General features: G+C 61.4%; 20 protein-coding genes. 8 read left to right on the forward strand and 12 right to left on the reverse strand.

Features of this window, described 5'->3' with window-relative positions; translation table 11 throughout:
- Positions 1 to 87 precede the first annotated feature (87 nt).
- From AACY31_RS19550 to AACY31_RS19570, 5 genes are all read right to left on the reverse strand, one after another.
- On the reverse strand, positions 88 to 909 hold the full coding sequence (locus tag AACY31_RS19550) for a TIM barrel protein (protein ID WP_339478760.1): 822 nt from the start codon (positions 907 to 909) through the stop codon (positions 88 to 90).
- Between the two features lie 32 nt (positions 910 to 941).
- Entirely contained in the window at positions 942 to 2,444 is a 1,503-nt protein-coding gene (locus AACY31_RS19555; RefSeq protein ID WP_339478758.1) for a CoA-acylating methylmalonate-semialdehyde dehydrogenase, read from the reverse strand.
- Between the two features lie 30 nt (positions 2,445 to 2,474).
- Positions 2,475 to 3,284 (reverse strand): 5-deoxy-glucuronate isomerase, encoded by an 810-nt coding sequence (gene iolB, locus AACY31_RS19560; protein WP_339478757.1) that lies wholly within the window; start codon positions 3,282 to 3,284, stop codon positions 2,475 to 2,477.
- Positions 3,281 to 4,174: a myo-inosose-2 dehydratase gene (iolE, locus tag AACY31_RS19565; protein WP_339505000.1), complete on the reverse strand. Its 894-nt coding sequence runs from the start codon at positions 4,172 to 4,174 to the stop codon at positions 3,281 to 3,283. Before iolE ends, iolB begins: the two co-directional genes overlap by 4 nt.
- Before the next feature lie 223 nt (positions 4,175 to 4,397).
- The gene (locus AACY31_RS19570; RefSeq protein ID WP_339478754.1) at positions 4,398 to 6,335 is read right to left on the reverse strand and encodes a bifunctional 5-dehydro-2-deoxygluconokinase/5-dehydro-2-deoxyphosphogluconate aldolase; all 1,938 of its coding nucleotides are present in this window, start codon (positions 6,333 to 6,335) and stop codon (positions 4,398 to 4,400) included.
- Positions 6,336 to 6,647: 312 nt separating this feature from the next.
- Here AACY31_RS19570 and AACY31_RS19575 point away from each other — a divergent pair, with 312 nt between their 5' ends.
- Positions 6,648 to 7,571, forward strand: coding sequence for a MurR/RpiR family transcriptional regulator (locus AACY31_RS19575; protein ID WP_014337867.1), 924 nt, complete (start codon positions 6,648 to 6,650; stop codon positions 7,569 to 7,571).
- A gap of 29 nt (positions 7,572 to 7,600) precedes the next feature.
- A complete protein-coding gene (locus tag AACY31_RS19580; protein ID WP_339492406.1) occupies positions 7,601 to 8,212 on the forward strand; it encodes a glutathione S-transferase in 612 nt (203 codons plus the stop codon).
- A gap of 152 nt (positions 8,213 to 8,364) precedes the next feature.
- Here the strand turns inward: AACY31_RS19580 and hcnC are convergent, their stop codons facing one another.
- Genes hcnC through hcnA form a run of 3 tightly spaced genes read right to left on the reverse strand, consistent with a single transcriptional unit; the run spans position 8,365 to position 11,349 of the window.
- A complete protein-coding gene (gene hcnC, locus AACY31_RS19585; RefSeq protein ID WP_339478752.1) occupies positions 8,365 to 9,624 on the reverse strand; it encodes a cyanide-forming glycine dehydrogenase subunit HcnC in 1,260 nt (419 codons plus the stop codon).
- Positions 9,617 to 11,026, reverse strand: coding sequence for a cyanide-forming glycine dehydrogenase subunit HcnB (gene hcnB / locus AACY31_RS19590; protein ID WP_339492404.1), 1,410 nt, complete (start codon positions 11,024 to 11,026; stop codon positions 9,617 to 9,619). Before hcnB ends, hcnC begins: the two co-directional genes overlap by 8 nt.
- Positions 11,023 to 11,349 carry a cyanide-forming glycine dehydrogenase subunit HcnA gene (gene hcnA, locus AACY31_RS19595; protein WP_445261565.1) on the reverse strand — a complete coding sequence of 109 codons (327 nt, stop codon included), beginning with the start codon at positions 11,347 to 11,349 and terminating at the stop codon, positions 11,023 to 11,025. The genes hcnB and hcnA overlap by 4 nt, the downstream gene beginning before the upstream one ends.
- Before the next feature lie 277 nt (positions 11,350 to 11,626).
- On the opposite strand from hcnA, the gene AACY31_RS19600 reads away from it, so the two are divergent.
- Complete coding sequence (locus AACY31_RS19600) at positions 11,627 to 12,310, forward strand: response regulator transcription factor (RefSeq protein ID WP_339478749.1); 684 nt, start codon at positions 11,627 to 11,629, stop codon at positions 12,308 to 12,310.
- Positions 12,288 to 13,679, forward strand: coding sequence for a sensor histidine kinase (locus AACY31_RS19605; protein WP_339478747.1), 1,392 nt, complete (start codon positions 12,288 to 12,290; stop codon positions 13,677 to 13,679). Before AACY31_RS19600 ends, AACY31_RS19605 begins: the two co-directional genes overlap by 23 nt.
- A 179-nt stretch (positions 13,680 to 13,858) precedes the next feature.
- Here the strand turns inward: AACY31_RS19605 and AACY31_RS19610 are convergent, their stop codons facing one another.
- The 4 genes from AACY31_RS19610 to AACY31_RS19625 all read right to left on the reverse strand — a co-directional run bounded on the left by AACY31_RS19610 (position 13,859) and on the right by AACY31_RS19625 (position 18,923).
- Entirely contained in the window at positions 13,859 to 14,107 is a 249-nt protein-coding gene (locus AACY31_RS19610) for a DUF1652 domain-containing protein (protein ID WP_339478746.1), read from the reverse strand.
- Positions 14,108 to 14,346: 239 nt separating this feature from the next.
- Positions 14,347 to 15,831 carry a helix-turn-helix transcriptional regulator gene (locus tag AACY31_RS19615; protein ID WP_339478745.1) on the reverse strand — a complete coding sequence of 495 codons (1,485 nt, stop codon included), beginning with the start codon at positions 15,829 to 15,831 and terminating at the stop codon, positions 14,347 to 14,349.
- Between the two features lie 234 nt (positions 15,832 to 16,065).
- Entirely contained in the window at positions 16,066 to 17,349 is a 1,284-nt protein-coding gene (locus tag AACY31_RS19620; protein ID WP_339478743.1) for a Zn-dependent hydrolase, read from the reverse strand.
- Positions 17,350 to 17,438: 89 nt separating this feature from the next.
- Complete coding sequence (locus tag AACY31_RS19625) at positions 17,439 to 18,923, reverse strand: NCS1 family nucleobase:cation symporter-1 (protein WP_339478742.1); 1,485 nt, start codon at positions 18,921 to 18,923, stop codon at positions 17,439 to 17,441.
- Positions 18,924 to 19,536: 613 nt separating this feature from the next.
- On the opposite strand from AACY31_RS19625, the gene hydA reads away from it, so the two are divergent.
- The 4 genes from hydA to AACY31_RS19645 all read left to right on the forward strand — a co-directional run bounded on the left by hydA (position 19,537) and on the right by AACY31_RS19645 (position 24,594).
- Positions 19,537 to 20,976: a dihydropyrimidinase gene (hydA, locus tag AACY31_RS19630; RefSeq protein ID WP_339478741.1), complete on the forward strand. Its 1,440-nt coding sequence runs from the start codon at positions 19,537 to 19,539 to the stop codon at positions 20,974 to 20,976.
- A gap of 189 nt (positions 20,977 to 21,165) precedes the next feature.
- Positions 21,166 to 22,533: an NAD(P)-dependent oxidoreductase gene (locus AACY31_RS19635; protein WP_339492400.1), complete on the forward strand. Its 1,368-nt coding sequence runs from the start codon at positions 21,166 to 21,168 to the stop codon at positions 22,531 to 22,533.
- Positions 22,534 to 23,808, forward strand: coding sequence for an NAD-dependent dihydropyrimidine dehydrogenase subunit PreA (preA, locus tag AACY31_RS19640; protein WP_207966882.1), 1,275 nt, complete (start codon positions 22,534 to 22,536; stop codon positions 23,806 to 23,808).
- Between the two features lie 225 nt (positions 23,809 to 24,033).
- Positions 24,034 to 24,594 carry an RHS repeat-associated core domain-containing protein gene (locus AACY31_RS19645; RefSeq protein WP_339492398.1) on the forward strand — a complete coding sequence of 187 codons (561 nt, stop codon included), beginning with the start codon at positions 24,034 to 24,036 and terminating at the stop codon, positions 24,592 to 24,594.
- Positions 24,595 to 25,045: the final 451 nt, after the last annotated feature.

A 25,045-nucleotide genomic window follows, 5' to 3' on the forward strand; every position in this document is an offset into this window, starting at 1 on the left:
GTGTCAGGCGCCTATGCGTTGAATGTGCTACCGCCATCGCGAGCAGGCTCGCTCCCACAGGAGGGCTTCATCATTTTGATAACGGTGTCATGCCTGTGAGCTTTGCAGATGGTTCATGCTCGCCCCCAACGCCTGGCGGATGTCGACCAGGTCATGGACGCTCTCGGCGAACGGTTCGAAAGACAGGTAGCCCTCGTAGCCTCCGGCCCGCAACGCCTGGATCTGTACGGCGTTGCCGAGGATGTCGGCCTCGCCCACCAGCACCCGGTGGCCGTCGCGGATCGTCGCCAGCGGCGCCTGGGCATCCTCGACGCCGGAGATGTGCACCAGCCCGGTCAGCTCGGGGAAGAACGCCTGCTCGCCCGCTAAATGATGGTGAAAGGTGTCATGCACCAGGCGGAACACATCCAGCCCGCCAATGCTCTTGATCGCTTCCACCGCCGTGCGCTTGCGGCGCAACGAGCACTCTTCGAAACCCAGGGGTTCAATGAACCCGTAGATGCCGAAGGCGCGCAGGATCGGGGCCAGCTCACTAAGGGCCGTACGCAGCCCCGCCGCGCGTTCAGCCTCGCTGCGCAGGTCGGCGCGATCATTGAGCGGGCACATCACCAGCCCCTCGGCGCCGCATTCACGGGCGTAATCGGCCAACCGCACGGCCTGGACACGCCGCTCTTCGTTCCACACGTCAAAGGGGTACAGGGCGTTGATCGACAGCACCTTGATGCCGCGCGCCTCGCACAACTCGCGCACCCGGGCCGGCGGCATGCCGTCTTCGATCTCGACGCCCTTCAGATCGTTGCGGATCTCGATGGCGTCGGTTTTCAATGCCAGGGCCAGGTCGATGAATGCGGGCAGTGACAAGCGTGGCGCAACCATTCGGTTCAAGGCAAAACGCAGGGGTTTGTTCATTGTTGTTCTCCCTCCGGCACTCATAAAAAAGGTTATTGGGCCGTCGGCATGCTGAACTCAGGCCCCTTGGCGATGCTGTCGGGCCAGCGCTGCATCACGCTTTTGTAGCGGCTGTAAAAGCGTAGGCCTTCTTCACCGTAGGCATGGTGATCGCCAAACAACGAACGCTTCCAACCACCAAAGGAGTGCCAGGCCATGGGCACCGGAATCGGCACGTTGATGCCCACCATGCCGACCTTGATGCTGCGGGCGAACGCCCGGGCAATGCCGCCGTCACGGGTGAAGCACGACACACCGTTGCCGAACTCATGGGCGTTGATCAGCGCCACCGCCGTGGCGAAATCCGGTACGCGAACGATCCCCAGCACCGGGCCGAAAATTTCTTGCTGGTAGATGCTCATCTCGGTGGTGACCTGGTCGAACAGCGTCGCGCCGACAAAGAAGCCCTGCTCGGCCCCGGGCACCTTGAAACCACGGCCATCGACGATCAGCCGAGCGCCCTCGGCCACGCCGGCGTCGATGAAGCCTTCGACCTTGGCCTTGTGCTCGGCGGTGACCAGCGGCCCCATGTCGGTGCCGGGCTGCTGACCGTTGCCGATCTTCAGTTGGTCTATTCGGGGCAACAGTTTGGCAATCAATTCATCGCCCACATCACCCACTGCCACGGCAATGGAAATCGCCATGCAGCGCTCACCGGCCGAGCCGTAGGCGGCACCGATCAAGGCATCCGCCGCTTGGTCGAGGTCGGCGTCTGGCATGACGATCATGTGGTTCTTGGCCCCGCCCAAAGCCTGCACGCGCTTGCCGTGCGCCGTGCCCTGCTGGTGGATGTACTCGGCAATCGGCGTTGAGCCGACAAAGGAAATCGCTTCGATGTCCGGGTGCTGCAACAGTGCATCCACCGCCACCTTGTTGCCCTGGACCACGTTGAACACACCGTCCGGCAAGCCGGCTTCGGTCAGCAAACGGGCCATCAGCAAACTGGCGGACGGATCGCGTTCCGAAGGCTTGAGGATGAAGCAGTTGCCGGCGACCAGCGCCAGGGGAATCATCCACAACGGCACCATCACCGGGAAGTTGAACGGCGTGACGCCGGCGCAAACGCCCAGGGGTTGGCGCAGGTTCCAGTTGTCGATGCCGCCACCGATGTTGTCGCTGAAATCGGTCTTGAGCAGGTTCGGCGCACCGCAGGCGTATTCGACAATCTCGATGCCACGGGTGACTTCGCCGTGGGCATCGGACAGCACCTTGCCGTGTTCACGGCTGATGATCTGCGCCAGTTCGTCGTGGTGACGGTCCAGCAGCTCCTTGAACTTGAACATCACCCGCGAGCGACGCAATGACGACTGCTCGGACCAGGCCGGGAACGCCGCCAGCGCCGAGGCCACTGCCGCGTCGACGGTGCCCCGCTCGGCCAGGGCCACCCGGGCCTGCACCGCGCCGGTGGCCGGGTTGAAGACATTGCTAAACCGCGTGCTGTCGCGGTCCTGCACGTGGCCGTTGAGGTAATGGCCTACTACCGGGGCGTCACTCATTGTTCTTGTTCTCCGTGCGAATGTTGGAAATCAGAGGTCCAGCAGCCAGCTGTGCTGCGGATCGTTATGGAACTGCCAGACCCGCTTCGGTCCGGCCATGACGTTCAGGTAATACGACTCGTAACCGTAGGGCACGCTGACCGGGTGATAGCCCTTGGGCACGACCACCAGGTCGCTGTTCTCCACGGCCATGGCCTGGTCGATGCAGCGGTCGTCGGTGTAGACCCGCTGGAACACGAAGCCTTGGGACGGGTTGACCTGGTGGTAATAGGTTTCCTCCAGGAAGCTCTGGTGCGGCAGGTCGTCGGTGTCGTGCTTGTGCGGCGGGTAGCTCGACGAGTGCCCCGACGGCGTACGCACTTCCACCACCAGCAGTGAATGGGCCGGTTCGCTGTCCGGCAGGATGTCGCAGACATAACGGGTGTTGGCGCCCTTGCCGCGCACGCTGCGCTTGATGCTGTCCGGGCGGATCAACCGTGGGCCATAACTGTTCTGCGCAGACCCCGGCGCGGCGCACACGGCAATCTGTACATCGCTCAACGCGGTGACCTGGGCCTGGCTTCCGGGCGGCAGGTAAGCGGCATACGGTGACTTGTCCTCGAACACCGACTGGCGATCACCGAGGTTGTCCCAATCGAAGGCCCCCTGCCCCGGTGCTTCGCCCTTGAGGCCGATGCGACCACTGAGCAGCACCAGGCACAGCTCCTTGTCACCGGCGGCCACCGGCAGGGTTTCGCCGAGGCTCAGGCGGTAGGCGGCGAACCCGACGTATTGCAGCTCACCTGCCGGCAACTGGACCATGGTTCGGCCGCTGGAATGGCTCTTGATCAACAGGCTCATGACGGGCTCCTTTCTTGCAGCAAGGCACGCAGGGTGTCGTAGCCCTTCTTGGCGTAGGCATAACTCGGTGCTACCGCCGGGTCCTGCTCGGCCTCCACCACCAACCAGCCTTGATAGTCGCCGGCCAGCAGCACATCGAGCAACGCGGCGAAGTCGATGTCGCCATCCCCCGGCACGGTGAAGGTGCCGTTGATGATGCAGTCGGGAAAGCTCCAGAGGTTATTGCGCGCCAGTTGCACCACCGGTTTGCGCACGTCCTTGAAGTGCACATGGCAGACCCGCTCAATGTGTTTGCGCAGCACCTGCAACGGTTCGCCACCGCCCATGTAGCAGTGGCCCGAGTCGAACAGCAGGCCCACTTCGCTGCCGGTCAGGGCCATCAGCTTGTCGATGTCCGAGGGCGACTCGACGTAGGCGCCCATGTGGTGGTGATAGGCCAGGCGCACGCCTTGGGACAAAGTGAAGCGCGCCAGTTCGGTGAGTTTGTCGGCATAGGCTTGCCAGGCACCATCGGTATGGAAACGCGGCCGCTCGATCAGCGCAATCCGCTGGCCCTGGATCGAATCGGCGACTTCACCATAGACCAGCACCTTGGCGCCGTTCTGTGCCAGCAGTTCGACGTGATTGGCGATCGCGTCGATTTCTTCGGCCGCCGAACGCCGGGCCAAGCGACTGGAATACCAACCGGAGACCAGCGCCAGGTCATAGGGGCGCAGCACATCGCCGACACCCTTGGCATCCTTGGGGAACTTGCCGTTGAGCTCAAAACCTTCGTAACCGATTTCCTTGCCTTCACTCAGCGCCGTGCTCAACGGCGTCTCGCCGCCCAACGACGGCAAGTCATCGTTGCTCCAGGAAATCGGGTTGATGCCAATTCGAATAGCGGGCATGGCTGCACCTTTTATTGTTGTCTCTAATGTTCAACCGATCACCTGTGGCCAGAGATGGCTCCCGCTCGGCTGCGCCCTGTAGGAGCTGTCGAGTGCAACGAGGCTGCGATTTTTCCAATACCAATTGAGTCAAGAGCGAACGATCAAGATCAAAAGATCGCAGGCTTCGCCAGCTCCTACAGCGTCCAGCGCAAGCAATCGCTGAGCACAAAAGCCCTGTACATCAAGCACGGGCACTGCGCCACGCCTCGATCAACTCCACAAACCTGCCCTGCACCTGCCGGATCAGCGTTTCATCATCGATTTCCCCGGCCAGCCAGGCCCGGCTCGGTTCCTGGAAGATCGTGCGACCCACGGCAAAACCGCGGCAGGTGGTGCTCTGGCTGGCCTGACGGAAGCCTTCGGCCAGGACGGCGGCCGGGGCATTGAGGCCCAGCAAGACCACGCCGCGGCAATACGGGTCGCGTTGCTGGATCAGCTCATCGAGCTGTTTCCATTCCTCCGCGCTCTGGGCTTCGATCTTCCACCACGCGGGAAAAATACCCAGGTTATAGAGGCGCTTGAGGGCACGATAAAGCACGTCCGGGTGCGGCGATGGATGATCCTTGGGCGCAATGACTTCCAGCAGCAATTCATGGCCGCTGACCTGGGAAGCCTTGTACAACCCCATCAATTGCGCTTCCTGCTCCAGACGCAGCAGTGGTTCGTCATCAGGGTGAAACTGCACCAGGCACTTGATGATCTGTTCCTGTGGCCAGGCGATCAGGTTGCTGCCAATGGAGCGCCCGTGTTCAAACGCCAGTGGCCGCGAACCCTGCACTTCCACCGGCCGCGCCACCCACCAGCCACGTCCGGTGGCAGCGTTCAGCGAGTCCTGGCCGAAGCGTTGGTCGGCCAACAGACCGACGTCGGCCTCGATGCCTTGGCGTTGCAAGTCGGCTTCGACCCGCTCCACCGCCTGGATGAACAGTTGTTTGAGGTCACCGATGCAGCTCAGGTCGCGGCCGCCCTTCTGGGCCAGCTCCACCAGTTGCCAGCGATGGTCGAAAGCAAAGATAAACAGTTGTTTCCAGGCCTTGCGGGGCACGCTGACCTGGTGCAGCCGTTGCAGCACGACATCCTGGTCCGGCCGGGTGATCGGCACCGGGCTCTTGAATAAATAGTCGAGCTCGGCCCGGGTCGGCATCGCCGGGGCACAGGCATGGCGCGACACCACCAGGCCGCCGCAGGCATTGGCCAACTGACAGCAGCGCTCATCGCTGGCGTCCTCCAGCCAACCGGCGAGGAACCCCGACATGAATGCATCACCGGCGCCTAATACATTCAAGACCTCGACCCGGACGCCAGGGTAAAGGGCCCCGTCTTCAAGGCGGGCCGGGATGGCGCCATGAATCACCGTGCAACCTTGCGGGCCAAGCTTGACCACCAGGGTCGCCGCCGTCAGCGAGCGCACGGTGCGCAAAGCGCTCAGCAGGTCTTCGCTGCCGCCGGCGATCAGGAATTCTTCTTCAGTGCCAACAATGAGGTCGAAACGCGGCAGAATGCCTTGCACATGCTGACTGACCTTCTGGTCGGCGACAAAACGGGTTTCCCCGTCAGCCTTGCCTGCCAGGCCCCAGAGCACCGGCCGATAGTCGATGTCCAACACGCATTTGACGTTGTGCTTCTGAGCGTAATCCAGCGCCTGGACACTGGTCTTGTAGACGCCATCGGTAGAGAAATGGGTGCCGGTGATCAGCAAAGCCTTGCTGGAGGCAATGAAGGTTTCATCGATGTCTTCGGTGCGCAACGCCATGTCGGCGCAATTTTCCCGGTAGAACACCAGCGGAAAGGTTTCCCGGTCCTTGATCCCCAGCAAGACCATGGCCGTCAAGCGCTCGGGATCGACCTTGATGCCACTGACGTCGCAGCCTTCGCGCGCCAGGGACTCCACCAGGAAGCGGCCCATGTGGTCGTCCCCTACTCGGCTCAACATCGCCGACCGGAGCCCCAGGCGTGCCGTACCGAAGGCGATGTTGGCCGACGAACCACCGAGGTACTTGGCGAAGCTTGCGACATCTTCCAGGCGCGCGCCGACTTGCTGCGCGTAAAGGTCCACGCCCAGGCGTCCCAGGCAGATCACATCCAATTGACGCCCACTGGCAAAACGAGTCTGGCCCATGCTGGCTCCTGTTATTTTTATCAGCCTGCGCTTGTCACCGGAACCGGCGCCAACGCTGTTGGTGAATGCAGACTAAAACGAGCGGCGCGCAACAATCAATAATTATTCTATAATCTTTCAATGTGGAATATTTTTTCCAGAGCACCCTAGCCGAAGCGAGCCAGGCGCAGTGCATCGTTTCAGCACCTGCTGCAACATTTGTCCACCCATGATTTTCCCTGCGCCTACGCTGTAGACTGCGACCAGCCAACCTATTGTCGAGGGCCGGCCTTTTTCGGGCCGCCCTATAAGAACAAGCCAGAAGGATTTTCTATGACCCGCCCCGATGATCTGCCGGCGCCGTCCGAGAGCGCGTCCGAACCCGCCCTCTCGAGCCCACCGATCAATGCCGAGCGCCTGCTGCAACTGATCACCGATGAATACGAAAGCCTGCCGCGCCAGCTCAAACGCATTGCCAGCTACATGAGCCAGCAGAGCGACCGGATCATGGTCGACCGTATCAGCGACATCGCCCGGGAATGCGAAGTGCACCCCTCGGCCATCGTCAGGTTTTCCCAGCGTTTCGGCTTCAGCGGGTTCAGCGAAATGCAGGCGTTGTTCCGCGAGGCCTACACCCACAAGACCACCCCGGTGCAGAACTACCAGCAGCGCATCCGCAGCATGATCGCCAATAAGTCGCAGAAAGCCAGCGGCGGCGACCTGGCCCGCGAATGCGTCAACGCAACCCTGTCGGGCATCGAGCGCCTGGGGCTGGAGCTGGACGACCAGGCGTTCGAAAAGGCCGTGGACCTGGTGGTCAACGCCGACAACATCTACGTGGTGGGTGTGCGCCGCTCGTTCGCAGTCGCCGATTACCTGGTCTACAACCTGCAACACACCAATAAACGCATTCACCTGGTGTCCGGCCTGGGGGGCAGTTACCGCGAGCAGATGCGCAGCGTGCGCGCCAACGACCTGGTCATCGCCATCAGCTTCACGCCCTATGGCAAGGAAACCCAGCACTGCCTGCGCATTGCCCAGCACCACCAGGCCAAGACCCTGATTATCACCGACAGCAACCTGTCGCCGCTGGCCAAACGGGCCAACGCGGTGTTGCTGGTCAACGAAGGCAGTTCGTTCGCCTTCCGTTCGTTGAGTGCCACGTTGTGCCTGTGCCAGGCGTTGTTCATCGCGGTGGCTTACCGACTGGAACTCAAGGTGGATGAAATCCATGAACAGGTCGGGTTCGAGGATTAACACCCACAAGATTTTCTAAAGGAGAAGTCATGAAACTGATCGGCATGCTGGACTCGCCCTATGTGCGGCGCGTCGCCATTTGCGCCAAATGCCTGGGGGTTAAGCTGGAGCACGAGCCCGTTTCGGTGTTCAGGCATTTTGAACAGTTCCAGCGCATCAACCCGGTGGTCAAGGCCCCGACCCTGGTGCTGGACGACGGCAACGTGCTGATGGACTCCACATTGATCATCGAGTACCTGGAGGCCCTGGCCGCGCCGGGAAACAGCTTGATGCCGGCCGACCTTGGGCAGCGGGTGCGCGCACTGCGCCTGATCGGTTTGGCCATGGCGGCGTGCGAGAAGTCGGTGCAGATCTACTACGAACGCAACCTGCGACCGACAGAGATCCAGCACGCCCCCTGGGTTGAACGCGTGGAAGGCCAACTGGCGGCGGCTTATGGCATGCTGGAGCAGGAACTGGAAAAGCAGCCGTTGGGCACTGATGGCACACTCGATCAGGCCGGCATCACCGTGGCAGTGGCCTGGAGTTTCACCAACCTGGTGGTGCCAGACCAGCTGCAGGGCAAGCCGTTCCCGTTGATCAGCGCGTTTACGGCCTATGCCGAAGGGTTGGAGGCGTTTGTCGGTACGCCGATGGAATAACAGCCGAGCGCGGTGTCTGTGGGAGCGAGCTTGCTCGCGATAGCGGTGTATCAGTCAACATTGCTGCTGGCTGACCTGACGCTTTCGCGAGCAAGCTCGCTCCCACAGGACTTTGTGGTGGATGCGGGTTCTGTAGCCCCCACAGGATTTGCTCAGACCAATTCCATTTCCTTGGGCTTAACCGTCGGCGCCACCTCGAAGCGAGCTTCCAGGAACGGCGTGATGTCCACCGGCAATGGCTCGTTGTTCACCAGCTTATCCAGCAGCACCCCGGTGATGGCCGAGGTCAGGATGCCGGTGCGGAAATGCCCACAGGCATTGAGATAGCCTTGCACCCCGCGCATCGGCCCCAGGATCGGCAATTCATCAGGTGACCCCGGGCGCAGGCCGGCCCAGGTCCGCTTGAGGTTGATGTCGACCAGTTGCGGGATACACCGCACCGCGCCTTGCACCAGCCCTTCGATCTCGGGATAGGTCGTGGTCACGTCGAAGCCTTTGTCTTCGGTGGTGCTGCCAATGAGGATCTCACCGTTGTCTTTCTGCGCCACATAGCAGTCGCTGGTGGTCAGGCAGCCGTTGAGGATCTTCGGCATGCGCTCGGTCAGCAGGATCTGCCCCTTGACCGGTTTGACCGGAATCCGCACGCCAGTGGCCTGCTCACTCAGGTCCGCCGCCCAGGCACCGGCTGCGTTGATCAGGGTCCGGCAGTTGAACGTCCCCGCCTCGGCGGTTTTCACGCCTGTCACCCGCGTACCGCTGCGCAGCACCTCGGTCACGCTGGTGTTGAAGAACAGGTCGACGCCGTTCTGCCGGGCGCCTTCGGTGTAGGCGTCGGCCAGACGGAACGGGCTGACCTGGTGATCGCAGAGAAACTCCAGCGCCCCTAAGGCTTCATGGCTGACGTTCGGCTCCGCCTCACGCAGGGCAGCCTGGTCAAGCCAGCGCACCTGGTCCGCCAGGTGAGGAATGCAGGCGACGATGTGCTCGGCGTACAAACGGTCTTCATCGTCGTAGATCACGAACTTGAGCCCGGTCTCCTCGAACTTGAAATCCATGCCATGGTTGTCGATCAACTCGCGGTGCAACTGCGGATACATCGCGTTGGACTGCAAGGCGAAATCAAAGAACGACTGGGGCAGGATGTGTGGCGTGCTGGCGTCCACCGCCACGGCGGCGCCCTGGGTCTGGCGCTTGCGGTTGGCCGACATCATGCGAAAGAAGATCACCCCGCAGCCCAGGCCCACCGACTCGCCGATGGCCCACAGGCCGCCGGCAGACGCACGGGTCGCGTTGCCGGGACGCTTGGCGTCGATCAGGGCGACTTTCAGGTGTTTGCGCTTGGACAGTTGATAGGCACAGGAGGCCCCGATCACACCGCCACCGGCGATCACCACGTCATAGTCCTTAATCATGGGAAACGGCCTCCATGCCGACATTCTGGAACGCTGAAAAGGGAATCGGATCGATGGGAAAACGCGGCCGCAACCACCCTACGTCGGCACGCCCGGTGGCCTCGCGCAAGCGGTCGCTGCAGTAACCGACGCACATCCGCCCCTGGCAATCGCCCATGCTCACGCGGGTGCGCATCTTCAGACTGGCCATGTCTTGCACGCCTTGCTCCAGCGCCCGGTCGATGTCGGCGCGGGTGGCGTGCTCGCAGCGGCAGATCACCGTATCGGCGGCTGGCAACGCGGTTTGCCCGGCGCCACGCTGGGTGTAGCGATCCACGGCGGCACGAAAGCGGATGATCCGGTCCAGTTGCGCCTGGTAGCGTTCGCGGCGCGCCATGGCCGTGGACGGATCCAGCACGTTGCGTTGCATCAGGATCGACAGCGCTGCGATGCGCCCACTGAGCATGGCGGCTTCACCGCCGCGAATCCCGCCCATGTCGCCGGCCAGGTGAATGTGCGCTTCACTGCTCTGTTGCCAGGCATCGGACACGGCCCGCAAATAGCCGTCGTCGCTGAAACCGTGCTCCAGGCCCATCTGCTGGCTCAATTGAGTCCGCGGGATAAACCCGTAGCCGACTGCCAGTGTCTGGGCCGGTACCTGTTCAGCGCGTTTGAGATCGGGTTCCCAGGTCGTGGAATAAGGCGCCACGGTAACGACGCTCAACTCACCCTCGCCGTCAGCCTGCACCACGCCCCAGCCATAGCGCACGGGAATACGATTGAGCTTGAGGTAGGCCAGCATGCTCAGGCCTTCGAGGAACAGTTGCGGCTTGTTCAGCAACGCCAGGCTTTCCTTGGCGATCCGGCCGAACGCACAGGCCTCAAACACCCCCGCCACCGCCACGCCCGAAGCGTGCAGTTGGCAAGCCACCAGTGGCAGCAACGGACCGGTGCCAGCGATCACCACCGGGCTCGGCGGCTTGACCACACCGCTCTTGATCTGCAATTGCAGGCCGCCAAGCATCATCACGCCTGGTAGGGTCCAACCAGGAAACGGCACGCTGCGTTCATGACAACCGGCCGCCAGGACCAGATGGGAATAGGCGACCTCGCCCAGGCGTTCGTCGGCATCGAGCAGCATCAGCGCCCGGAAACCTTCGGCACCGATGACACGGCTGCTCAATCGCACGTCGATCAGGCCGGCGTGTTGCTGGAATTCACCGTGGAGCTTCTCCAGGGCTTCGCTGTAGCGCGGGCCCAGGTAATCCAGGCGCACGCCATCGCGCAACGGTCCGCGATACACCACGCCACCCAGGCGCGGCGCTTCTTCGAGCAAGGTGCAGCGCACGCCATGGGAGGCCAGTTCAATGGCTGCGGCCATGCCCGCCGGCCCACCGCCGACAATCACCGGATCGAGGCTCATGGTGCCTCCGTTTCGGTGATGCGGTTGACCCGGGTTTCGATCTGCATGCCGGGGCGTACCAAAGTCTGGCAGGCGCGGCGCTTGTGGCGACCGTCGATCTTGACCAGGCAGCATTGGCACACGCCCATGCCGCAGTACGCGCCGCTGATCTGGTCGTGATCGTTGCGGGCCACCTGACGTTGCCCCAGGGACTGGATGACGGTGAGGACGGTTTCACCATGGGCAGCGCTGACAGCCAGCCCGTCCAGGCGCACCGTCATGTCGGCCTGGGCCAGCGGCTGGATATCGAATTTTCGGCGTAGAAGGTCTGAAGGTTGCATCATACTGCTCTTCCTTGAAGATTCTGTGGGGGGCTCGGCTCCTTGCGGCACACCATCACCGGCTCGCATTAATACCCGACCGCGACAGCGCGCCAAAGCAGGGCAGCAGGCGCAACATGATAGTGCACACGAAATTTATATTAGGGCTTATTTGTGACCAAGTGTTGATCCAGGCCAGCGAATCGGCTCGTCGGTTCATGAACTTTTTTTCAGAAAGCCGACAGGCATTCTTTGGCAGAATGTTGCGCAATAGCACCAACTTCCCCACACGGTACCGCCCATGAACCGCATTCTGACCATCGAAGACGACGCAGTGACCGCCCGTGAAATCGTTGCCGAGCTGACCCGCAACGGCCTGGACGTCGATTGGGTCGACAACGGCCGCGAAGGCCTGGAACGGGCGGTGAGCGGCGACTACGACCTGATCACCCTGGACCGCATGCTGCCCGAGCTCGACGGCCTGGTGATCGTCACCACGCTGCGCACCATGGGCGTGGCCACGCCGATCCTGATGATCAGTGCCCTCTCCGACGTGGACGAGCGGGTCCGTGGCCTGCGGGCCGGCGGCGACGATTACCTGACCAAGCCGTTCGCCACCGACGAAATGGCCGCCCGGGTCGAAGTGCTGCTGCGGCGCAACAATGGCGCCCGCGAGCCGGAAACCGGGCTGCGGGTGGCTGACCTTGAGTTGAACCTGATCAGCCGCGAAGCCAGCCGAAAAGGGCAACTGCTCAGCCTGCTGCCCACCGAATACAAGCTGCTCGAATTCCTGATGCGCAACAGCGGGCAGATCCTCTCGCGCATGATGATTTTCGAGGAAGTCTGGGGCTATCACTTCGACCCCGGCACCAACCTGATCGACGTCCACATCGGTCGCCTGCGCAAGAAAATCGACCCGCCGGGCCAGGAACCGCTGATTCGCACGGTGCGGGGTTCCGGCTATGTCATTGCTGAACCCTGCTAAGGGCTGGCGCTCCTCCAGCAGCCGCCTGTTGGCGCTGTACAGTTCACTGTTCGTGATCTGGAGCGCGATTCTGATGGGGGTGATGTATTACGAAGTGTTCGGCTACCTCGACAGCTTGGCCAAGCACTCCCTGATGCAGCGCCAGCATCTGTTCGCCCGGATCCACGGCGATCAACTGGAAGATGCGCTCATGGCCAGCCTGACACTGGACGAGCGCGGCGTTGACACCTACGGGTTGTTCGATCCGCAACTGCACCACTTGAGCGGGCCGATCATGCGGATTCCGGCGGACCTGCCGTTGGATGGCAAGATCCACATGCTCGGCGGTTGCGTCGATTCCGAGGACCCGAGCGTGCCTTCCGACAGTTGTGACGCAGTGGCGACCCGGACCCAGGACGGTCGCTGGCTGGTGTTGGCGCGGGACAATGGCTCGCTGTTCGCCGTGACCCGCATCATCTTGCACGCACTGTTCTGGGGTGTATCGCTCACAATTCTGCCGGGGATCGCCGGCTGGCATCTGCTGCGTCGCCGACCGTTGCAGCGGATTCGCAAACTGCAGGCCAGTGCCGAAGCCATCGTTGCCGGCGACCTGACCCATCGCCTGCCACTGTCGAGCCGGCGTGATGAATTGGACATGCTGGCGGCGATCGTCAATGCCATGCTCGACCGCATCGAACGCTTGATGAATGAAGTCAAGGGCGTGTGCGATAACATCGCCCACGACCTGCGCACCCCATTGACGCGTCTGCGCGCCCAACTGTATCGCATCCAGCAGCAAGCGCCGGACGGCTCGCCCGAGGCCCTGCAAATGGACCAGGTGATCGCCGAAACCGACACCCTGATGGCGCGGTTTCGGGGGTTGTTGCGGATTTCCGAGCTGGAAGACCAGCAGCGGCGCTCGGGCTTCGTGCGCCTCGACCCGTTGCAGTTATTGCAGGAGCTGCATGACTTTTACCTGCCGCTGGCCGAGGAAGGCGAACTGACCTTCATCCTCGAGGTACCTGATGCGCTGCCCCTGCTCAACGGCGACCGGGCATTATTGTTCGAGGCCATATCGAACCTGCTGAGCAACTCCATCAAGTTCACTCCGCCGGGAGGCACCGTGATTCTGCGTGGGGTCGATCAGGGCGACAGCACCCGCATCGAAGTGCTCGATTCGGGCCCGGGCATCCCCGAGGCGGAGCGCAAGGCCGTGTTTCGCCGCTTCTACCGCGCCGAGGGCAGCAGCCAGCACGGCGGATTCGGCCTGGGCCTGTCAATTGTCGCGGCGATCATCAATCTGCATGGGTTTACGCTGGAGGTGGGCAGCAGCCAACACGGCGGCGCGCGCCTGGTGCTCGATTGCCGCGCGACGTTGCTCCCGCCATAGGGCCGGAGCAACCCTGGCGAGTGAAGGAGCCACGTAGGAGCTGTCGAGTGCAACGAGGCTGCGATCTTGCTCCAGACAATTGAGTCGAAAGTGAAAGACCAAGACCAAGACCAACGGCCAAAACCAAAAGATCCCAGGCTTCACCAGCGCCTACAGAGGTTGAGGTGCCAGGTCTTTATTCATGCCGGATCACTGCGATGCAGCGGGATGTTTTCCAGCTCATAGCGCAGCTCGTCGATCAACTTGGCGATGCGCTCTTCCGAGCGGACACTGTCGACGCTCATACCACTGACCACCAGGTCCACCTCCCCGCTTTCACGGTGATACAAGCGCACGGTGAGGGTGCCGTCGCCATTGAGGCTGCATTCGCAGGCCAGCGGCGTGAAGCTTTCTTCGAGGCGGGCGCGCAAAGGGGCCAGATGGGTCATGCGATGCACCTCAGCCCTGGGGGCGCAAATGAACGGTGGACGGCGCCGGCCTCCTGGCCCGCGTAGATATCCTGTCGCTCTCATACTGGGCTCGTTCGCTGCACATTGTGGCGTATTCCTTGACTGTTTCGTGGGGGTACGACATCACAGACGATGTCGCACACTGACAGCCTAAGGAACCGCCCATCCAGGCAAAACCCGAATTTGCACCAGCATGCCCAGTGCATTTGCACTGGCTATCATGGTGCCTTCATTCGCCATTCATTCGCGAACAAACCCCGCTCCCGCGCCCAGACAATCGCCTCACTGCGGCTATGAACATCCAGTTTCGAATACAGCGTAGCCACGTGATTGCGCACGGTATTAGGCGCCAGCTTCAGGCGCGCGGCGATTTCCTTGTCTGCCAGACCTTCGCAAATCAGCCCCAGTACGTCCCGCTCCCGGGCTGTCAGCTCGGTGAATGACACACTGGGCACCTGAGCGTTGATGCTCTTCACATTAGCCAATTTTTCAATCAAGGTCCGACTGAACCAGGAAGCGTCTTTCATTACCTCTTCGATTGCCGCCACCAACTCCAGCTCCGAGCGTTTGCGCTCGGTGATGTTCATCAGCACCAGCAGATAGCAAGGCTTGTCCTGGATGAGCACCGTATCGGCGGCAACCTCACAGTCGATGAGTTCGCCGCCCTTCTTGTGCACCTTGACGTCGACACTTGAAACAGCGGCAGCCTTTTCCAACCGGGCAAACAGCGCGGCGCTGGCGTCCTTGTCGAGAAAGCCGATTTCCTCCACGGTTTTGCCCAACAGTTCTTCGCTGGCGTAACCGGTGGTCTGGAGAAACGCCTCGTTGATTTCCAACAACTGCTGTTCGGCGCTGCACACCAGGGTGGGCACGGGCGACAGGCGGAACGACTTGGCAAAGCGCTCCTCGCTCTGGCGCAGCGCCGTTTCTGCCTTGCGTCGCGGCTCCATGTCCATGAAGGAAAACAACATGCAGTCTTCGTCGTGCAGGTCCAGTGGCTGGCCGGCGACGATCACCTGCTTGCTGGTGCCATCGGGCAATTTCAACTCGGCCGGCATTTGCGGAATGGTCGCGCCCTGCCCCAGACGCTCGATGGCCAGGTCGCGTTTCTCGGCGGCTTCGAGCACATCCAGCTCATACACCGAACGCCCGATCACCTGCTCGCGGCTGTAGCCGGTCATCTCCAGGAACCCCGGATTGACCTTGATATAACGCAGGTCACTGAGGCGACAGATCACCGCCGGTGCAGGGTTGGCGCCGAAGGTTTTCTCGAAGCGCTGCTCGGCGCTGGCCCAATCGGTGGCATCGCTGAGGATCAGCACGAGAAGCTCCGGCTCGCCGTTGCGGTCGGCCAGCACCATGCTGCGGATCCGCTGAACCCAGGTGCGATCCGGGGCGGCCTGGGGCGTGACTTCCACTAGCACATCGCTGAACTCATCGCCACGGGCAACCCGGGCGATGGGGTAGTTGTCCTCGCACAGCGGGTGGTTGTTACGATAACGCAGGTTGAAACGCTGGGCATATTGCCGGGCCGTAGTGCCCAACTCGCTGAGGTCCTCGACCCCGTGCATCGCCAAGGCCGCCGCGTTGGCCCAGGCAATGGTCTGGTCGACCTCGATCAACATCACCCCGTCGGACAGCCCGGCAATGATCTGCAGTAATTGACGCCGGTTGGTATCGGTGGTCAGAACTTGCTGATTCATTGGGTCTCCATGTAGTCGCAAGCGCATGGAAATTACGACCACCCGCAGTGACGACACGTTCCCGTAGGATCTGTCGAGAGCAACGAGGCCGCGATCTTTCCAAGACCCATTGAGTCCAGAGCGAAAGATCCAGAGCAAAAGATCGCAGGCTTCGCCAGCTCCTACATATGAACGCGTTCCCCTGTAGGAGCTGTCGAGTGCAACGAGGCTGCGATCTTTTAATCCTGAAGCCCGTCACGCCGCCATACGCCCCTCGGCAATCGCCTGGGAGGCGGCCAGCATCGCTCTCAGCAGCACCGCGCAGCCGGCGGCGAGGTCGTCGGGGGTGGCGTTTTCGATTTCGTTGTGGCTGATGCCGCCTTCGCACGGCACAAAGATCATCCCGGCCGGGCCAAGTTCGGCGAGAAAGATCGCGTCATGGCCGGCACCGCTGACGATGTCCAGATGGGACAGGCCCAGGCCTTGGGCCGCGCCGCGTACGGCGTCGACGCAGCCCTTGTCGAAATAAAGCGGCGGGAAGTCGGCGGTGGGTTTCAAATCGAAGGTCAGGCCGTGCTGCTGGCTGGTGTCTTCGATCACCTGCTTGACCTCGGCGATCATCGAATCCAGCCGTGCCGGTTCCAAGTGACGAAAATCCAGGGTCATGCGCACTTCACCGGGGATGACATTGCGCGACCCCGGATAGGCTTGCAGGCAACCAACCGTGCCGCAGGCATGGGGTTGATGACCCAGGGCTGCGCGGTTGACGGCACCGACGATGATCGAGGCGCCCACCAGGGCGTCCTTGCGCAGGTGCATCGGGGTCGGGCCGGCGTGGGCTTCGACGCCGCGCAACGTCAGGTCGAACCACTTCTGCCCCAACGCGCCCATCACTACGCCGATAGTCTTGCCTTCGTCTTCGAGGATCGGCCCCTGCTCGATGTGCGCCTCGAAATACGCTCCCACCGGATGTCCACTGACCGGGCGCGAACCCGCATAACCGATGGCATTGAGCGCCTGGCCCACGCTGATGCCCTCGGCGTCGACCTTGGCGAGGGTTTCTTCGAGGGTGAATTTTTCCGCGAACACGCCGGAGCCCATCATGCACGGGGCGAAACGCGAGCCCTCTTCGTTGGTCCACACCACCACTTCCAGCGGTGCTTCGGTTTCGATGTTCAGGTCATTGAGGGTGCGCAGCACCTCCAGCCCGGAGAGCACGCCAAAGCAGCCGTCGAACTTGCCACCGGTGGGCTGGGTGTCGATGTGGCTGCCGGTCATCACTGGCGGCAGGTTCGGATTGCGCCCAGGGCGACGGGCAAAAATATTGCCCACCGCATCGACGCTGACGGTGCAGCCCGCCGCCTGGGTCCATTGCACGAATAGGTCGCGGGCCTGGCGATCGAGGTCGGTCAGGGCCAGCCGGCAGACTCCGCCCTTGACCGTGGCACCGAGCTGGGCCAGGTCCATGAGTGATTGCCACAGGCGGTCGCGGTTGATGTGCTGATGGGTGGATTGCAAAACGTCGATGGCTGCGTTCATGGGGATCTCCTTCGGGCAGTTCTCTCAATGTCAACGTGGTCCAGTGTGGGAGCAGGCTTGCCCGCTCCCACAGGAACCGCATTCATCTGTTATTGCAGCGGTGACTTGGCGACAGCCGGGCTGGCCCCCTGCATACTGCACAACCCGTAATAAATCAGCCCGCCCAGCGCCGAGCCGGTGAACCAGCCGTAGCTGTAGAACCAACTGAACGCATCGCTGCCCAGTGACAACAGCGTCAGCACCACCGGCACGCCAAAGGCGATGAAGCCGTTCCAGTTCCACGCCGGGTAAACGTCGTCGCGGTACAACCCGGCCAGGTCCAGCTGCTGTTTCTTGATCAGGAAATAATCCACCACCATGATCCCGGCAATCGGTCCCAACAGGCTCGAATAACCCAGCAGCCAGTTGGAATAGACCGACTCAAGGCTGACCTCGGACACGATCAGGCCGAGTTTCTTCAGCAGTTCGTGGGCCATCAGCCCCAGTCCCACCAGCCCGGTGAGCATCACCGCCTTGGTACGACCGATCAGTTTCGGCGCCAGGTTCTGGAAATCGTTGGTGGGCGAGACAATGTTGGCGGCGGTGTTGGTCGAGAGCGTGGCGACAATGATCAGCACCATCGCCAGGGCCACCCATGCAGGGCTCTGGATGTGCCCGATCAAGGTCACCGGGTCGGAGACGGTCACCCCCACCAGCTTTTCCGAGGCCGCGGTCATGACCACGCCGAGGGAAGCGAACAGGAACATGGTCAATGGCAGGCCGATGATCTGCCCCACGATCTGGTCTTTCTGACTCTTGGCATAACGGCTGAAGTCAGGAATATTCAACGACAAGGTGGCCCAGAAACCGACCATGGCCGTCAGCCCGGCAAGGAAATAGCTGGTCACGCCGGCACCTTCGGGACGCTTGGCCGGAACCGCCATCAGTTCAGTCATCGAAACGTTGGGTAACGCCCATAGCAACAGCCCCGCCCCCACCAACACCAGCAGTGGCGCAGACACGGTTTCCAGCCACTTGATCGACTCGGCACCGCGCAGCACCACCCACAGGTTGATGACCCAGAACACCATGAAGCCGATCACTTCGCCGGTGCCCCCCAGGCTCTTCCAGCCTTCGAATACCGAGCCGAGTAACAGGTGGATCGCCAGCCCGCCGAACATGGTCTGGATCCCGAACCAGCCACACGCCACCAGGGCGCGGATCAGGCACGGCACGTTGGAGCCAATCACGCCGAAGGATGAGCGCAACAGCACCGGAAACGGAATGCCGTACTTGGTCCCGGCAAAGGCGTTCAGGGTCAGGGGGATCAACACGATGATGTTGGCAAACAGTATCGCCAGCAGCGCCTCGCCTACCGTCAAGCCGAAATAGGCGGTGAGCACGCCGCCGAGGGTGTAGGTCGGCACGCAGATCGCCATGCCCACCCACAATGCGGTGATGTGCCATTTGTTCCAGGTTCGCTCGTGCACCTGGGTCGGCGCGATGTCGTGGTTATAACGGGGGCTGTCGAGGACGTCGTTGCCGGCTTCAAGCTCGAACAACCCGTCGCGCTCAGTCACTGTTGATCTGGTCATGTCCGCTCCACTGTTTTCATTATTTTTGCTCATCGACTGGCGATGGCCGGAGTACTTGCACGCATGCTACCGACACCCCCGCCAGACCACGACGGCACTCAATAACCGTGCCGAATAACGCGCCGAGCTGACCGGACGATCGATATAACCTTCTCAAACATTTGATATCTAAAGATTTAAAGCCAATTAACCACTCTGCTTCACTTCGTGCTCATCGACTTGAGGCTAGATGACCTGCACGTCCTGTCGAGTTCGAGATTCAAAGTGGTGCACCCCGAATCAAGGCGAGGTGTCTGGACCGCACTTCAAGCGCTTTCAAGACGCTGATTTACCATGATAAATCTCGCTCAAATATCGATCCTGTCAAGTGCGTCAAAATGGTGAACACGCTCACCATTTTGGTGACTTTATAATTTAATCCTTTAAATTCAGTTATTTAATAATCGAACAAGCTTATAAAAAATAATCTTGCTCATTTCAACAACTCCAGCTAGCGTCTAATCCTGACAGTCGTGACAAGAATACAAATCTGCACGACGTCGTCACCTAACAACCGTGATCGATAAAACATAAAGAACCGGCAACAGTCGGTCATGCCTGCGAGGAACTCGGAATGTCTCTGTTGATCCGTGGTGCCACCGTTATTACCCATGATGAAAGTTATCGCGCCGATGTGTTGTGTGCCGACGGCGTGATCAAGGCCATTGGTGAAAACCTGGAGGTTCCGGCCGGCGTCGAAGTACTCGATGGCAGCGGCCAATACTTGATGCCCGGCGGCATCGACCCCCATACGCACATGCAGTTGCCGTTCATGGGCACGGTGGCCAGTGAAGACTTCTTCAGCGGCACGGCGGCAGGCCTCGCCGGCGGCACCACCTCGATCATTGACTTCGTGATTCCCAACCCCCAGCAGTCGCTGATGGAAGCCTTTCATCAATGGCGTGGCTGGGCCGAGAAAAGCGCCAGCGACTACGGTTTTCACGTGGCAATCACCTGGTGGAGCGAGCAGGTCCGCGAAGAAATGGCCGAGCTGGTCAACCATCACGGCGTGAACAGCTTCAAGCATTTCATGGCTTACAAGAACGCAATCATGGCCGCCGACGACACCTTGGTGGCGAGCTTCGAGCGCTGCCTGGAACTGGGCGCGGTGCCCACCGTGCACGCGGAGAACGGCGAACTGGTCTATCACCTGCAGCGCAAGCTGCTGGCCCAGGGCATCACCGGGCCCGAAGCCCACCCGTTGTCACGCCCCTCGCAAGTGGAAGGCGAAGCCGCGAGCCGCGCCATTCGGATTGCCGAAACCCTGGGCACGCCGCTGTACCTGGTGCACGTGTCCACCAAGGAAGCCCTGGACGAGATCACCTACGCCCGCAGCAAGGGCCAACCGGTCTACGGTGAAGTACTGGCCGGCCACTTGCTGCTGGACGACAGCGTCTATCGCGACCCGGACTGGCAGACCGCCGCCGGCTACGTGATGAGCCCGCCCTTCCGCCCACGTGGGCATCAGGAAGCACTCTGGCACGGCTTGCAGTCTGGCAACCTGCACACCACCGCCACCGACCATTGCTGCTTCTGCGCCGAACAGAAAGCTGCCGGCCGTGACGACTTCAGCAAGATCCCCAACGGCACCGCCGGCATCGAAGACCGCATGGCGGTGCTTTGGGACGAAGGGGTCAACAGCGGCAAATTGTCGATGCAGGACTTCGTCGCCCTCACCTCCACCAACACCGCGAAAATCTTCAACCTCTATCCACGCAAGGGAGCGATCCGCGTCGGTGCCGATGCCGACCTGGTGCTTTGGGACCCGCAAGGCAGTCGCACGATTTGCGCCAAGACCCACCATCAGCAAGTGGACTTCAACATCTTCGAAGGCAAGACCGTGCGCGGCGTGCCCAGCCACACCATCAGCCAGGGTCGGCTGATGTGGGCCGATGGCGACTTGCGGGCCGAGCGCGGCGCCGGGCGCTACGTCGAACGGCCGGCGTATCCGGCGGTGTTCGATTTGCTGAGCAAGCGGGCGGAGTTGAATAAGCCAACGGCTGTGAAACGCTGAAATCCAGGCCTTCGGCCTTCGGCCTTCGCGAGCAGGCTCGCTCCCACAGGGATCTGCTGTTCACACAGATTTCGCGCCCACCCAAGATCCAGTGTGGGAGCGAGCCTGCTCGCGAAGGCGTCAGTCCAGACAACGAAAAAAACCACTGCCCACCAGAGGCAGTACCTCAAACACCGTGAGGCCCACTCCATGATCCAGCCCTTGAGTCACCTCCCCCATTCCCAGGAAGACCCGGCCACCCTCGCCGCCCGCTTCAGCGACCTGGCGCCGCCACTCAACGCGCGCCAGGCCCACCTGGAAGCGTCCCGGTGCCTGTACTGCTACGACGCGCCGTGTGTGAATGCTTGCCCAAGCGAGATCGACATTCCCTCGTTCATTCGCAACATCCACCAAGACAACGTCCAAGGCGCGGCGCAGAAGATTCTTTCGGCCAACATCCTCGGCGGCAGTTGCGCCCGGGTCTGCCCCACAGAGGTCCTGTGCCAGCAAGCCTGCGTGCGTAACAACACCCATGAATGCGCCCCCGTGTTGATCGGCTCGTTGCAACGCTATGCCGTGGACAACGCCCACTTCAGCGAACACCCCTTCCAGCGTGCCGCCGCCACCGGCAAGCGCATCGCCGTGGTTGGGGCCGGGCCGGCGGGGTTGTCATGTGCACATCGCAGCGCCATGCACGGCCATGACGTGGTGATGTTCGAAGCCCGGGAGAAAGCCGGCGGCCTCAACGAATACGGGATCGCCAAGTACAAACTGGTGGACGACTACGCCCAACGTGAACTGGACTTCCTGCTGGAAATCGGCGGCATCGAAATCCGCCACGGTCAGAAACTCGGCGAGAACCTGAGCCTGAGCGACTTGCATCAGCAATTCGATGCGGTGTTCCTCGGCCTCGGCCTTGCCGCCAGCAAACAACTGGGCCTGAGTGACGAACAAGCGCCAGGGCTGCTGGCCGCCACCGAGTACATCCGCGAACTGCGCCAGGTCGACGACCTCAGCCAATTACCGCTGGCGGATCGTTGCATCGTCCTCGGTGCCGGCAACACCGCCATCGACATGGCCGTGCAGATGGCTCGCCTCGGCGCCCGGGACGTCAACCTGGTCTACCGTCGCGGCCTTGAGGACATGGGCGCCACCTTGCATGAGCAAGACATCGCCAAGGCCAACCAGGTGCGCCTGCTGACCTGGGCCCAACCGCAACAGGTGTTGCTCGATGACGCCGGGCAGGTGCGCGGCATGCGCTTCTCTCGCACGCATCTTGAAAACGGCCGACTGGTCATCGGTACCGACACCTTCGACCTGCCCGCCGACGCCATTTTCAAAGCCATCGGCCAAGCCTTCGACGACAACGCGCTGGTGGATCCGCTGGCCCGGGAACTCAAGCGCCAGGACGGGCGGATTCTGGTGGACGGACACCTGCGCACCAGCATTCCCAGGGTCTACGCCGGCGGCGATTGCACCAGCCTGGACCAGGACCTCACCGTACAGGCCGTGCAGCACGGCAAACTCGCCGCCGAGGCAATCAACGCTCAACTGATGCTCAACGTGGAGGCTGCGTAAATGGCCGATCTGTCGATTGTCTTCGCCGGCATCAAAGCCCCCAATCCGTTCTGGCTGGCCTCCGCGCCACCCACCGACAAGGCCTACAACGTGGTCCGCGCCTTCGAGGCCGGCTGGGGTGGCGTGGTCTGGAAAACCCTCGGGGAAGATCCCGCGGCGGTGAACGTGTCCTCGCGCTATTCGGCCCACTACGGTGCCAATCGCGAGGTACTGGGCATTAACAACATCGAGCTGATCACCGACCGTTCCCTGGAGATCAACCTGCGGGAAATCACCCAGGTGAAAAAGGACTGGCCAGACCGGGCGTTGATCGTATCGCTGATGGTGCCCTGCGTTGAGGAGTCCTGGAAGAACATCCTGCCCCTGGTGGAAGCCACCGGCGCCGACGGCATCGAGCTGAACTTCGGTTGCCCCCACGGCATGCCGGAACGGGGCATGGGCGCGGCGGTCGGCCAGGTGCCGGAGTACGTCGAACAAGTGACCCGCTGGTGCAAGACCTATTGCTCGTTGCCGGTGATCGTCAAGCTCACGCCGAACATCACCGACATCCGCGTCGCCGCCCGCGCGGCCCATCGCGGTGGTGCGGATGCGGTGTCGTTGATCAACACCATCAACTCCATCACCAGCGTCGACCTGGACCGCATGGTCGCCCTGCCCAGCGTCGGCAGCCAGAGCACCCATGGCGGTTATTGCGGCTCGGCGGTCAAGCCCATCGCCCTGAACATGGTCGCCGAAATCGCCCGCGACCCGCAGACCCAGGGCTTGCCGATCTGTGGCATCGGCGGCATCGGCAGCTGGCGCGACGCCGCCGAATTCATTGCCCTGGGCAGCGGCGCGGTGCAGGTCTGCACGGCGGCGATGCTGCATGGTTTTCGCATCGTCGAAGAGATGAAGGACGGCCTGTCACGCTGGATGGACAGCCAGGGCCATGCCAACTTGCAGGCGTTCTCCGGGCGCGCGGTGGGCAATACCACCGACTGGAAGTACCTGGACATCAACTATCAGGTCATCGCCAAGATCGATCAAGAGGCCTGCATCGGTTGCGGTCGCTGCCACATCGCCTGCGAAGACACCTCACACCAGGCCATCGCCAGCCTCAAACAGGCTGACGGCACCCATGTGTATGAGGTGATCGATGAAGAATGCGTGGGTTGCAACCTGTGCCAGATCACCTGCCCGGTGCAGGACTGCATCGAGATGGTGACGGTGGACACGGGCAAGCCGTTTCTGGATTGGAACCATGATCCGCGTAATCCCTATCATGTCACTGCCTGAAAATAATGTAGCGTCCAGGCTGGCCCCCATCGCGAGCAGGCTCGCTCCCACATTGGATCTTCGGTGTGATGCAGATCAGTGTGGGAGCGAGCCTGCTCGCGATGAGGCCATCAGCCCCAACACAAATCTCAAGCCGCCCCCACGAACTAACAGTTCTGCTAGTAGACACCCCCCAAAAAATCCCCGAACCTGACCCTGCCAAGCCCATCAACAAGAGCCAAGCCCATGTCGACGTCAGCGATGAAGATACTGTGCCGCTACCAATACGACCCCCTGGACCGCCTGACAGGCTTGAAGCCTGCGGAGCACCTGGACACACAGCGCTTTTACCAGAACGACGAGTTGGTCAATGAGATCGAAGGCCAGATGGAACTCACCCTCCTTCGCCACGAAGCCCAGCCCCTGGCGCAACGTCTGCACATTGCCAATGTCACCGAGACGACGCTGCTGGCAACGGACCAGCAGCGGTCGGTTTTGCAGACGCTGGCTGGCACTGATACCCAGCCGATGGCATATACCGCCTATGGGCATCGGTCTACGGAAAGTGGTTTGAGCAGTTTGCTCGGGTTCAATGGTGAACGCCCTGATCCGGTCACGGGGCATTATTTATTGGGACAGGGTAATCGGGCTTTTAATCCGGTGTTGATGCGGTTCAATAGCCCGGATGAGTTGAGTCCTTTTGGCGATGGGGGGATTAATGCGCATGCGTATTGTGGGGGGGGGATCCGGTTAATCGGTATGATCCGAGTGGGAATAATGCTCTCTTCCGACTATGGGATAATTTAATTGCCCCAGAAAAACGACTAAAGGCGTTGAACCTCTCATCCAAGGCTATTTCCCGGGCTGCCAGCCCAGCCCCCCATGGAGACCGTGGGCAAATAACGCCCTCAAAGCCAACAAAAATGCCACGTCAAAAAAATTGCTACAAAAGCCCAACAGCGCCCCACCTTCAACTGCCTCTACTGCTGCACCTACTAGCAGAAGCACTAGTGCAATGGAAGACGTGGTATTAATACTGCCTCGCGAGTTCCCTGAACTCAAGGGATTCAATTCGGCGACTCAATCCGCCGAAGAAACTTGGCTACATAAACTCCGATCGAGTGCAGACAAATACGACAAATTGGCACATAACAACAACATCAATATAAATCCAAGCATCACACACACAAATGAATATCTATCCGCCGATACGCAAATACTCAAACGCAACGCTCTATTGTTTGCCAAGGAAAATGTC

Source organism: Pseudomonas sp. RL_105y_Pfl2_101 (assembly GCF_963970585.1).
Lineage (GTDB): Bacteria > Pseudomonadota > Gammaproteobacteria > Pseudomonadales > Pseudomonadaceae > Aquipseudomonas.